The organism is Hafnia sp. HMSC23F03, from assembly GCF_001816025.1.
In the GTDB taxonomy this organism is placed as follows: domain Bacteria; phylum Pseudomonadota; class Gammaproteobacteria; order Enterobacterales; family Enterobacteriaceae; genus Hafnia; species Hafnia paralvei.
This window is the reverse complement of sequence record NZ_KV824215.1, coordinates 1-9983: the sequence shown is the minus strand read 5'-3', so window position 1 is coordinate 9983 and position 9983 is coordinate 1. Positions and strand designations below refer to the sequence as shown.

Sequence of the window (9983 nt, the reverse complement as noted above, 5' to 3'; positions counted from 1 at the left end):
CCCCCCCCCCGCCAGAAGCACTGATGGTCTCAACGCCGCCTACGGGAGGCAATGTTGTGAATATGGAAGATATACAGGCACAAACCATGTTGTATAAGGCTCAGTTCCTGCGTGATAAAGCGCTGGTTGACCTTCAGAAACTCGGCAGTGATGGCGACAGTCGGACACTCGCCAGCGCGCCATTGCCTTATGACACATCAGCCTCTCAGGCTGCAGCGCCAACAGCACCGTCTAAAGATGATACCCCTCCTCAGGTTATCCAAATAACGGGGTCAGGAAAAACTGTCTCCGCGTTAATCAGAACCAGTGGGGGTAACCAACTGATGGTTCAAGCGGGCAACGACATCCCCGGTACGAACCTGAAAGTCGAGAAAGTCACCTTTGACGCAGTGACCGTCAGTAAACCGGGTAAACAGCCTTGGATACTGGCTTTTGCAGAGGATTAACCATGACAGAAACGGCTGAACGTTATCTGTGGCAGGCCCCCGATAAACTTTATGTTTCGGCAGACCATGCCGCCTTGCCGGAAGTGCAAAGCGCCGTGGCACGCTTATTGCGCGAGGTCGCAGGCTTAACGCTTGAAACCTGCACATTACAGCAACTGAGGGATTATAAGAACGGGCCACAAACCCCCGCAAAAATGGCCAAGCATGCCGGTAACAACTCTCAGGAACAAAACCGTGTGCTGAAGTATTACCGTGAAGCATTGACCCAACATTCCTCAGATATTCACTTTCGCATTGGTGAAAATGGCCTCACTCGAATTCTGTATCGCATCCACGGCGAGCTCGGTGAAATCGGACACCTCGAAAAGGCCGAAGGAGAAACACTGGCCAGAACCATCATTCAATCGATGTGCGACGAGGCAGAACCAAGCTTTCACGCAAACCGCCCTCAAAGTGCGCGCCTGCGTAAAGAGTTTCTGCGTCAGGTGGGGCTGTTTGGGGCGCGCTATGAGCACTATCCCACGGAGTTTGGCCTGTTAGCCGTGATGCGCCTTATTCCCGATGACGGTGACAATCCGCCCTCACTGCCCGAGCTGGGTTTTCTTCCTGCGCAGATTGCCTTACTGGAGCAGATGCTGATGACGCCCGAAGGGATGCTGTTAATCTCCGGTCCCACCGGCTCGGGGAAATCCACGACGCTGCGCACGCTGTGCCGTATGTATATGGAACTCACCAACGGCACCCGACATCTCTTAACCTTTGAAGACCCCGTTGAAGGCGGAATACCCGGCGCCGTTCAATGCGGGATCAAAGCGGACCGCAGTAAGCCTGACGCGGTCAGTCAGGCATGGAGCAGTGCGTTATCCAGCGGCATGCGACTCGATCCAGACGCGATTTTGGTCGGCGAGCAGCGTGACCGTAACTCGGCGATGGCCAGTATTATCGCCGCACTCACGGGACACATCGTCCTAAGTACCGTTCATACCCCCGATGCCATCCGCATTATCGACCGTTTGATTGAAACCTTTGGTGTCAGTGCCTCGTTGGTCATTGACCCACAGGTCATGATGGGACTGATGTCACAACGACTGGTACAGGCACTCTGTCCAACGTGCAAACTCACTTATGCCCAGCGTCTGAAACACCAAGCACTGCCCGCCTTGCATCCGAGTCAAAAAAACCTGCTGGCTGAACATACCGACATCCAACACATTAGGTTCCGTAATCCTGACGGCTGCCCTGAATGCTGGAAAGGCGTAGTTGGACGCCGCGCTATTGCCGAAGTCATCCGTCCCGACGCCATGTTTATGGACATGTACCAGCGCCAAGGTAAGTTGCAAACCCGCAGTTACTGGGTGCATTACATGCAGGGCATTACCCGCCGCGCGCATCTGCAGCACTATCTCAATGCCGGTCAGGTTGATCCCCTCAGTGCGCACTTCACCTGCCCATTGGATGAAGACAAGCGTCTGTTATTACCGAAAGAGGCCGTCAATGTTTGATATCGATGCGATTCAGACGCAGCTCGCGCAGCTGCTGTCTCCATTACTAAAAGGGTGGGAAAAAGCCGAAATTTGGCTGGGACGAAAAACCTTTAATGCCAGCGATCGCTTAATGATTTATGAGGATTTAGCCTTTTTACTCGATAACAGCGTCAAGCTCGAAGATGCCGTCAAGGGCATGGCGGCCAATCGACGACAAGGAACATTCCGCCCCGGTGCCAGTGTCTACTGCCTTGAAGATATCGCCCAATCGCTCACGCAGGGCAAGTCACTGGATCAGGGACTTCGCCACTGGATACCCCGTAATGAAGCGGCCATCATTCAATCCGGCGTACAGGAAAAGCAGTTAGCGGACGCCTTGAGACGTGCTAAGCAACTGGTATTATCTGTCCGTGATATTCGCTCTACGGTCATCGAACGGCTGACCCAGCCACTGTTGCTATTTTTTAGTCTGATAGTCCTAGCATGTATGATGTCATGGGACTTTGTTCCGCAATTGGAAACCTTACAGCCGCGAGACCAATGGCAGGGAAGCCTGATGTGGATGGCCAGCATTTCTGACTTATTTGGTCAACATCTCGGTGTGTGGCTCATTGGAACCCTATTTATCGCCGCGTGGACTTACTGGTCTTTGGGTAACCTGACGAACCCTATCCGACGCTTCATGGATAAATGCCCGCCTTGGTCAATCTATCGTGAAATTCAAGGGGCAACATTTCTCCTGAATTTCGCCGCGCTATCGCGAGCACAGGTGAAAGAAGAAGACGCCCTACTGCAATTGAGCCTGCATGCTTCCCTCTGGCTACGACAGCGACTCAACGCGACCACCCGGCTGATGAAAAGCGGCCGCTCACTGGGGCACGCGTTGTATGAAACTGGCTATCAGTTTCCTTCCAAGGATGCGATCAACCGCCTCAAACTCCTCACGCAAGGGGACGGGGGGGAAACCATCATCGACAGTTTTGCCAACGACCAGCTAGCCCGAACGCTGGCCAACATCAAGAGTCTAGCCGGGTGGTTAAACCTGATTATTTACGCTTTGTCAGGCCTGTATATGGCGCTCGTCGCCGTTTCAACGCAAAACCTCAGCGCTGTCACCGGCGCATAACTTAATCCAATCAAAACAAGGAACCTTTATGGACAACATCACGTTATCCCGATGCCCTGCGTCTGTTCACCGTGGCGAGGCCAACCTATTGGCGCTGGTTATCACTCTCGCTGTTGTCGCCGTTATGGTCATCAGCGTCATCAAATTTGGGTCGGGTATCTCTGATTCCAATAACGTTCAAGCCGAATACAGCAACGGGACGAGCATTATCACTAACGCCCGGGCGCGACTGAAAACTGACGGGATTTATGATTTTAGCGGCGCAGCGGATATGACCGGTACGCTTATTCAGTTTGGCGGCGCACCCGGTGGGATGAAAGTTGATGGCAATAAAACGTCAGGCACGGCCACACTAAGAAACTCCTTTGGCGGCACCGTCACGCTGGCTCCTGCGACCAGCAGCGGTTCAGCAAAGTCAGCCTTTACGCTGACCTACAACGGTATTCCTTATGAAGCCTGTACACAGCTGGCCACGTCAATGAGTAGTGCCCCAAGCATTGTCACTACGTCGATTAACGGCACCGCAAACAACGGTACCGTATCTGCGGCTAACGCAGGCAAACAGTGTACGGCCGACAGCGGTAGTACCGGGCAAAACACGCTGGCATTCACCACCAACAACTAAGGGATAGGAGGAGGCATGGCTGTCTTACGCAATACGCTCCTCCTGCTGGTATTGAGTCTGGGTCTAACGACTCAGGCTCATGCCTGGTGCTTTGCCGAAGCGGGACAGCGCTACCACATTGATCCCATCCTGCTTAAAGCGATCGCTATCAAGGAAAGCACGCTAAACCCTAAAGCTATCGGGGTTAATCGGGATAAAAAAGGCAAGGCAACCAGTCGCGATTATGGGTTGATGCAAATCAATGACGCGAATGCGAACCGACTTATCTCGATGGGGATCATTCGTAGCCATCAGGAACTACTCAGCAATGCTTGCCTAAATGTTCAAGCGGGGGCGTGGGTGCTGGCGAGGCATTTTCAGGTCTGCGGTATCACATGGGATTGTCTAGGGTCTTACAACGCCGGATTTAAGGATAAAAATGCCCCTATACGTCAACGCTATGCACGAGATGTTTACACCATTTATCAACGGTTACGGGGGATTGGATGAACCTATTATCCGTCATAATCACCCTTTCGGTGTTATGTTTGTGTCTCTATTTACAAAGGTGGCAGGTTAACGCATTTTTACGTGAACATGACGCCCCCCCATTGCCCGACCGGCTGTCCGACACTGTATCGCTGGTCTTTCTTATGCTCGGCCTATTTCTCACCTATCAGGAGAAATTCTCCGCGCTGCTCATGTTCACCGTCCTACTTCCGCTGCTGTGGCTCGATACTTATCGTCATTGGTTGCCGTTACGTTTCACCAACGCCTTCTGGTGTATTGGTCTGCTTACGCAGTTACTGTCCATCGAGCACGACTTATCGCTGCTATCGGCTGTCCTTGGCAGCGCCGTCATATTCTGCATCATCGGAACGGTGTGGTGGATGCTGAGACGCTACCACCGACGTGAAGTTTTAGGCTTGGGGGATGTTCATCTTATCGCGGGTCTTTTTGCGTGGCTTTCACCCACAGCAGCACTGTACAGCTGCGGTGGCGCATTTTTACTCATGCTTTTACCGATGTTCCTCAATAAAAGCCCACAGCCGCTCGCCCCCTATTTGTGTCTGTCATTACTGGCAGGCCTCTTCATTGCGGAGTTCAGTCCCAAATGACACACACACCGCCCCCTTTTTTTGTGTTATTGGTCGGTTTCACACTAGGTCTTGGCGTGGGTTCTATCGCCAATTACTACCTGCTCAATGTCCAAAAAGAGGAATTACTGACCGACACCAACAGGTTGCATGTGAAAAGCATCTACAACCTCAATACCAATGAAACGATATTGACGTTCAAAAGTGTCCCTCAACGTCTATGTGGCGAATATGTAGACCACCTCATCAGTTCTCCTTTAAAAGAGATAAACGTATTCATCAACGGTGTACGTTTTGGTCGCTCAATATCGCGAGATAGCACTGAAAATGTTTGCTTATCTGATGATGGGATGGTGGGCCAAAACATGCTGGTACTTTATTCACCAGGAAGGTAAAGATGAAAAAAATTAACCAAGGTAATGCGCAACTGATAGCGCTAGCGCTGGTTTTAGGCCTCGGTATGATGGCTGCCCCCCGAGGGGTTGAGATGATTGCACAGCAGCTATCAGAACGGACATGGGACGTCACAGCCAGCCAGTTCAATGCCGTTCAGATGGCTGCTCGACGCTATATCAGCGACCATATCGATACGCTGGCGACACAAGTTAAGCCCAAACAACCTGTCTATATCAACGTTACGACGCTCAAAAACGGCGGCTATCTTCCCGCCGGGTTTGGTGCCAACGATCACAACCAAAGCTATCTCGTAGCCGTAGTCAGCAACCCCAAAGTCACCAGCCAACTGCAAGCATTTGTGATGACCACCGGCGGCAAACCGTGGGATTTTGGCGCACTGCGTCATATTTCAAGCAATATTTCAGGCCTGGCTGGGTATGTCTGGCCTGATAATCAGGCGGTAGGGGCAGGCGGCGGCTGGAAAATGAGTCTCGCTGACTATGGCATGAGCAGCAAGCAAGGCACGCTCGTGACCTTTATTCCATCAGACCTGATAGGCACATCCGGCCAGGGAAATGATCGGCTGTATCGATACGCCGTGAACGGCCACCCTGATTTTAACCGTATGCACACCGCTATTGATATGGACGGCAATAACCTGAACAACGCCGGCGACATCAAAGGTAAACAGGCCATTATCACTGGTGGCATCAGTGGCCAAACCGCGACCATTAGCGGCGAAATCAAAGGTCAACGTGCCACGATAAGTGGTGACATCAAAAGTACGGGTGGATGGATAACCACACAAGGTAACAAGGGTTGGATGAATGAAACCTACGGCGGTGGTTTTTATATGTCAGATAGTAGCTGGATACGCAGTCTGAATAATAAAGGGATTTATACCGCCGGGGAGATCAAGGGTGGGCAGTTACGTTCAGAGGGGGACGTGTCTGCCGCTGGTATTCTGAAGCTGGATAAGGTCAACGTTGTGGGTACTAACTGTCCCGTTACTGGGGCGATAAGCCATGATGCCAAAGGTGCCACACTTTCGTGTCAAGATGGTAAGTGGTCAGCAAATGCTCAAAGTGAGGTTATACGCATTGATGGTGCGTCTTCATGCGTAAATAAAGGGACGATGGTCGCAGTCTGTCCAGCAGGTACCCATGTCATTTCAGGTTCATATGCACTCACCGGATGGGGGCGAAACTCGAGCCACAACTCACCTGACAGCATGTACATAGATCCTGCTAACAACCGGTTCGTCATTAATGCTCCGAATAACAATTCACAGACGTGCTTTAGAGCGATCGCAAACTGTGCTAAATGACCATTTGCTGTCACGCAAATCCTGCCGCTGACAGGATTATCTGCATAGATACACATGTCCACAATGCCAGATATACCTAGCACAGCCCCAATTTAAAAAAACAACACTTTATTCTTCATCCATTCTTATTTAAACCAAGGCGAGCTCATGAAACGACCAATCCTTATCGGGATGCTGGTGCCATTCCTGCTGTCTGGCTGCCAGTACGCCCCAGCGTCAACCTCGACATCCTCTATTCTGTCACCCACGCCTGCTCAAATCGCACTTAAGCAAGAACAACAAAGACTTGCCATGACGCTGACCGAAGATGGCTGGTTACTCCCCGGCCGCATTACGGCCAATTCACAACGCGTTTCGGTAGATTGGGATGGGGATGCCCTTGAGCTGCTGTCTCAGTTAGCCCATCAACGCGGCATTACCCTGCGCTATTCCGGTGTGCGCTTACCGCTCCCCGTCACTATCCATGAGCGTGACGTCAGTTTTGAAACGCTTCTGCGTCTTATCCGAGCCCAAATCAGCTGGCGCGCGACCGTGACACAGCAAGCTGATGCGTTTGAGGTCGGATTTATGCCGCCGCTGAAGGGGACACTGTCATGATGAAGACCCATATTCGCGCGGTGAGTGTCATCCTTTTGACGCTCATTTACCCGCTCAATAAGGTCATGGCGGCCACGCCAACGCCCACTGCCGATATGCCTGCGCCTCCCTCGATGTCGGCTTATCTCAGTCCTGAAGCCGACGATCATGATGGTGTCAACGACACGGTCTACCAGATGCTGACTGAGGCGGGGAAAACCGAAGGCTTTCGCGGCGGCAAAGCACAGCGTGCATGGGAACTGCGTCAGTCATTAGAGCAGCGAGCGAGCCAACTCGATAACACCTATCTTTTTTCTCCGCTGATTAACCGTCAAGGCTGGCTGCCTCCCGTGATTGCCGAGGCAACGTCATTGGCCACCATTACCGACAAGCAGATGCGTACTGCCAATCACGTTTACAACATTCTGGTGCCTGAACGCTTTGTCAGTAATCCACCAAGCTGGCGTCAATATCTCTTCGCCGGCCTATCCGTCAAATCATCGCCTACCGACACGGTGATCCCCCGCAACCGCGCAGAGCGCAACGTCTGGCAAAACGCCATTAAGAAGGGCTGGGAGGAAGGCCGACAAAGCGCTGATGACACGCTGGCGGCTAACTTCAACCGTCTGACACGTGATTACACCGGCATGATGCGCTACTCGCTGTTAGTCAAACAAAAAATGGTGACTCCGCCTGTGGTAACCGAACAGCAACAGACTGTCAGCGGCACACGCGAAGAGTTGATGCTCGGCGACAAAGTGCGTGACCTTAAACAACGTGCCGGCTTTGAACTGGATAAAAAACAGTGGAAACCGGTTATCCAAACAAGGGCGACACCATGATAGACGTGGATAAATTTGATTTTTCCAAGGGGTTAACGCCGGATATCTTTCGTGCCTTCTTTGTCCATTGCTATCGGCACGGCGTGTCGGATATTCATTTACAGTCCAATGGACCACTCATTATCGGCTTGCATGGACGACTGCTCCGAGCCTCACCCTTCTTGCTCGATCACTCGTCACTACTCATGCTCATCGATTTTCTCTTTACCCCAACCATTAAGGCGCGCATTCAAAGCGGTAAAGGCGATGATGCTGCATTGCAACTCGAAGGGGACAGCCAGCAACGGTACGGGCTTGAACGCGGCGAGCGCATTCGCTTTCGCGCCAACTTCGTACAAGCCACCATTCGCGGCATTAACACCGCCGTGGCAATTACCTTACGTATTATCAATAACGACCATCGAAGATTAAACACACTGGATCTTCCCGCCCCACTGTATCAGGCGCTCGCTAATCTTCCGGTGGAAGGTATTGGCCTCGTTGTCGGTCCAACCGGTTCGGGAAAAACCACGGTACTGACCTCCGTTTACCAACACCACGGTGAAACCAACCCCAATTGTAAAGTCACCACCTATGAAGATCCGGTCGAGGGTCTGTTGGGGGGACCTAACTGGTTGCTTCAGCCACAGCAGTGTGAAGTTGGTCGTGATGTGCCGAGTTTTGCTGAAGGTCTCAGGCTGTCAATGCGACAGGCACCGACCGTTATCGGCATTGGCGAAATTCGCGACGGTGAAACGGTTGAAGGCATGGTGAGTGCGGCCCTTTCTGGCCATCTTTGTTTAGGCACAGAACATGCGTTTTCGCCGGGTCATGCGTTCTCACGTAGCGTGCGTATGCTTCCCGCCGAGAATCGCGAACCCTTGGCTCACGACATGCTTGAGTTGATGCGGTTTATCGTCATGCAGCGTCTAGTGCCAACGACCGATGGCAAGCGCCGCTCCGTACAAGAATACGTGCTGTTTGATGATGAGCTGCGCGAGTCATTACGCCAGCACGACTACACCCAATGGCCAACGTTGCTCAATAGCGACCTCTCCAATCGGGAGGCGCGCATTAGCGATCATGTTTGGAAAATGTATTTGGAAGAGGCGGTAACCGAAGAGACGGCGCGCAGCTATATCGGAACCCGTGAATTCAATCAACGGAGTCAACAACATGGCCAATGATTATTACCCCGGCCGTGATGCTTCACCGCCGGTTCGTATTTTTGGTATTCCGGCGCTGGCATGGCTGGTTTTTGCTCTTTGGTTTAAGTGGCCCTCCACAAAGATGTTCATCTTCTGTGTCGGGCTCATCGTCTTTTATGCCGTTCTGGCGCATTTCGGCTTCACGATAACCGTGCTTAGCCAACGTATCTTCCACCTGCTTCGCGGCCATCGACTTAACGGTCGACCTTGGTGGTATCGGAAATTCTTTGATTAAAGGAGATAACGATGAATACGCCCCGTTCGCGTACTTATCTGGCGGTACCCCACAGCGAGAAAGATGAGGCTCGTGTGGCTGCAGGCAAACTGGATGATAACAAACCGGCACTGCGCTTTGATGACGAACGTAAGCTTTGGTACGCCATCCCCGGTGCAGATATGAAAGCACTCCAGCCGTGGAAACCCGATCCATTGATTGTCGGCGTGAGCGCGGGGGACGCGCAGACTCAGTTTGCCGATTTCTTACGGGCAAACGGAGCTGATCTGTCTAAACCGCTCGTCATGGACGGTACTAGGCAACGTATTCGTATGAACGACGACAAGCCCGGTAAAAAATCCTGTACCTATGTGGGACATCTGGATGGTCTACCCAATGGCTGGTTTAACGATTTTAGGGATGGCGGTACCGAGAACCAAAGCACCTGGTACTTTAGCGGTGAGGAGCCCGATCCTACGGCGGCGCTGCATATTAAAGCGGTGACGGCACAGAGCCAGTGGGACCGTGCCGAAGCCAAACGGGTATTGCAGAATAAAAAAGCCAGCAATGTGCGCTACGTCTATAGCAAGAATAAGCAAGCTGACAAAAAGCATCCCTATTTGGTGAAAAAAGGGGTTGATGTGGCAAAGGGCGTACACATCGACGAAAAGCAAAAATTGCTTA

13 protein-coding genes are annotated in these 9983 nt (G+C 52.1%); all 13 read left to right on the top strand.

Annotation, left to right across the window (positions count from 1 at the left end; translation table 11 throughout):
* Nucleotides 1-446: type IV pilus biogenesis protein PilP (gene pilP / locus HMPREF3091_RS08250; RefSeq protein WP_139146206.1), on the top strand; the 446-nt coding region annotated here is incomplete at its 5' end.
* A gap of 2 nt (nt 447-448) precedes the next feature.
* Complete coding sequence (locus tag HMPREF3091_RS08245; RefSeq protein WP_070715299.1) at nt 449-1948, top strand: GspE/PulE family protein; 1500 nt, start codon at nt 449-451, stop codon at nt 1946-1948.
* A complete protein-coding gene (locus HMPREF3091_RS08240; protein WP_168168179.1) occupies nt 1941-3056 on the top strand; it encodes a type II secretion system F family protein in 1116 nt (371 codons plus the stop codon). The genes HMPREF3091_RS08245 and HMPREF3091_RS08240 overlap by 8 nt, the downstream gene beginning before the upstream one ends.
* 28 nt (nt 3057-3084) lie before the next feature.
* Complete coding sequence (locus tag HMPREF3091_RS08235; protein WP_070715297.1) at nt 3085-3681, top strand: type 4 pilus major pilin; 597 nt, start codon at nt 3085-3087, stop codon at nt 3679-3681.
* 15 nt (nt 3682-3696) lie between these two features.
* Entirely contained in the window at nt 3697-4170 is a 474-nt protein-coding gene (locus HMPREF3091_RS08230; RefSeq protein WP_070715295.1) for a lytic transglycosylase domain-containing protein, read from the top strand.
* A gap of 143 nt (nt 4171-4313) precedes the next feature.
* The gene (locus tag HMPREF3091_RS08225; protein WP_070715293.1) at nt 4314-4778 is read left to right on the top strand and encodes a prepilin peptidase; all 465 of its coding nucleotides are present in this window, start codon (nt 4314-4316) and stop codon (nt 4776-4778) included.
* Nucleotides 4775-5152, top strand: a complete 378-nt coding sequence (locus HMPREF3091_RS08220) for a hypothetical protein (RefSeq protein WP_070715292.1) — start codon at nt 4775-4777, stop codon at nt 5150-5152. The genes HMPREF3091_RS08225 and HMPREF3091_RS08220 overlap by 4 nt, the downstream gene beginning before the upstream one ends.
* A 2-nt stretch (nt 5153-5154) precedes the next feature.
* Nucleotides 5155-6480, top strand: coding sequence for a shufflon system plasmid conjugative transfer pilus tip adhesin PilV (gene pilV / locus HMPREF3091_RS08215; protein WP_070715290.1), 1326 nt, complete (start codon nt 5155-5157; stop codon nt 6478-6480).
* Nucleotides 6481-6627: 147 nt separating this feature from the next.
* The gene (locus HMPREF3091_RS08210; RefSeq protein ID WP_070715288.1) at nt 6628-7077 is read left to right on the top strand and encodes a DotD/TraH family lipoprotein; all 450 of its coding nucleotides are present in this window, start codon (nt 6628-6630) and stop codon (nt 7075-7077) included.
* Nucleotides 7077-7898, top strand: coding sequence for a type IV secretory system conjugative DNA transfer family protein (locus tag HMPREF3091_RS08205; RefSeq protein ID WP_070715302.1), 822 nt, complete (start codon nt 7077-7079; stop codon nt 7896-7898). Before HMPREF3091_RS08210 ends, HMPREF3091_RS08205 begins: the two co-directional genes overlap by 1 nt.
* Nucleotides 7895-9064, top strand: coding sequence for a plasmid transfer ATPase TraJ (gene traJ / locus HMPREF3091_RS08200; RefSeq protein WP_070715285.1), 1170 nt, complete (start codon nt 7895-7897; stop codon nt 9062-9064). Before HMPREF3091_RS08205 ends, traJ begins: the two co-directional genes overlap by 4 nt.
* Entirely contained in the window at nt 9054-9320 is a 267-nt protein-coding gene (gene icmT / locus HMPREF3091_RS08195; RefSeq protein ID WP_070715283.1) for an IcmT/TraK family protein, read from the top strand. Before traJ ends, icmT begins: the two co-directional genes overlap by 11 nt.
* An 11-nt stretch (nt 9321-9331) precedes the next feature.
* A partial coding sequence (locus HMPREF3091_RS08190) for a DUF5710 domain-containing protein (RefSeq protein ID WP_246839970.1) occupies nt 9332-9983 on the top strand: 652 nt, incomplete at its 3' end.

Excerpts from the sequence above, each read along its gene's own strand:
- HMPREF3091_RS08220 (WP_070715292.1), top strand. The coding sequence starts at position 4,775 with ATGACACACACACCGCCCCCTTTTTTTGTGTTATTGGTCGGTTTCACA.
- HMPREF3091_RS08230 (WP_070715295.1), top strand. The coding sequence starts at position 3,697 with ATGGCTGTCTTACGCAATACGCTCCTCCTGCTGGTATTGAGTCTGGGT.
- HMPREF3091_RS08210 (WP_070715288.1), top strand. The coding sequence starts at position 6,628 with ATGAAACGACCAATCCTTATCGGGATGCTGGTGCCATTCCTGCTGTCT.
- HMPREF3091_RS08205 (WP_070715302.1), top strand. The coding sequence starts at position 7,077 with ATGAAGACCCATATTCGCGCGGTGAGTGTCATCCTTTTGACGCTCATT.
- HMPREF3091_RS08240 (WP_168168179.1), top strand. The coding sequence starts at position 1,941 with ATGTTTGATATCGATGCGATTCAGACGCAGCTCGCGCAGCTGCTGTCT.
- HMPREF3091_RS08225 (WP_070715293.1), top strand. The coding sequence starts at position 4,314 with ATGCTCGGCCTATTTCTCACCTATCAGGAGAAATTCTCCGCGCTGCTC.
- HMPREF3091_RS08245 (WP_070715299.1), top strand. The coding sequence starts at position 449 with ATGACAGAAACGGCTGAACGTTATCTGTGGCAGGCCCCCGATAAACTT.
- icmT (WP_070715283.1), top strand. The coding sequence starts at position 9,054 with ATGGCCAATGATTATTACCCCGGCCGTGATGCTTCACCGCCGGTTCGT.
- traJ (WP_070715285.1), top strand. The coding sequence starts at position 7,895 with ATGATAGACGTGGATAAATTTGATTTTTCCAAGGGGTTAACGCCGGAT.
- HMPREF3091_RS08235 (WP_070715297.1), top strand. The coding sequence starts at position 3,085 with ATGGACAACATCACGTTATCCCGATGCCCTGCGTCTGTTCACCGTGGC.
- pilV (WP_070715290.1), top strand. The coding sequence starts at position 5,155 with ATGAAAAAAATTAACCAAGGTAATGCGCAACTGATAGCGCTAGCGCTG.